This window comes from Nonomuraea sp. bgisy101, assembly GCF_057708945.1.
This window is the reverse complement of sequence record NZ_JBYITD010000110.1, coordinates 1-1068: the sequence shown is the minus strand read 5'-3', so window position 1 is coordinate 1068 and position 1068 is coordinate 1. Positions and strand designations below refer to the sequence as shown.

Annotated in this window: 1 pseudogene; it reads left to right on the top strand. The window is 68.1% G+C overall.

The features are described from left to right. Positions 1–82: 82 nt before the first annotated feature. Positions 83–1068: pseudogene (locus AC3EO4_RS55650) on the top strand (IS5 family transposase); the annotation flags it as partial.

The window sequence follows — 1068 nt, the reverse complement described above, 5'->3', positions numbered from 1 at the left end:
CTAGGGCCTGTACGAGGTTGAGATCATGAGCCTTGACAGGGTTCGCCTGCGCGATGGGCTCCACCCCTGGTAGTTCATCGTCATGGCGCGCGGCGACCTCACCGACGATGAGTGGTCCTTGATCGAGCCTCACCTGCCGCTGGGCGAGCGAGGCCCGATCCCGGACCTGCGGCAGCAGTTCAACGCGGTGATGTGGCGCTTTCGGACCGGCAGTCCGTGGCGGGATCTGCCCACCGAGTACGGGCCGTGGTCCACCGTCTACGACCGGTTCCGGTCGTGGGCGACGGCGGGCGTCTTCGAGCACCTGATGCAGGCGGTGATCGCCGAGGCCGCGGCCCGTGGGCAGGTCGACCTGAGGCTGGTCAGCGTGGACTCCACTACGGCTCGCGCCCACCACCACGCCGCCGGTATGGCTCTCGATCCCGAGCTGGTCAAGGCGTTGGAGGAGGCCGCCAAACAGGAAAAGGGGCTCCGCCAAAGGGGCAAAACACCCCCGATGGCATAGGCGAAGAAGGCAGGGCCTCGGATCGGGTCCGACGCCGACAGCTACGACTGCGAGGCAGGATCCGGCTGAAGGCGGCCGGACTTGGCCGCTCGCGGGGCGGACTGACCAGCAAGGTCCACCTGGCCGCCGACCCGCGATGTCGTCCGCTGTCCTTCGTCCTGACCCCCGGCCAGGCCGCTGACAGCCCACAGTTTCGCGCCGTCCTGGCCCGAATCAAGATCCGGCTACCCATCGGCCGCCCGCGCACCCGCCCGGACGCAGTGGCCGCCGACAAGGCCTACTCCTCCCGCGCCAATCGCGCCTACCTACGACAACGCCGCATCAAAACCGTCATCCCCGAGAAGGCGGACCAGGCGGCCAACCGCAAGAGACGCGGCTCACGCGGCGGTCGCCCCGTCCGTCACGACCAGGACCTCTACCAGCAGCGCAACACAGCCGAACGCTGCATCAACCGGATCAAGGAATGGCGCGGCCTGGCCTTCCGCTTCGACAAGACTCCCCAGAGCTACATGGCCGGCCTTCATCTACGGGGCGCCATCTTGTGGATCCGGAGCCTCCGAACC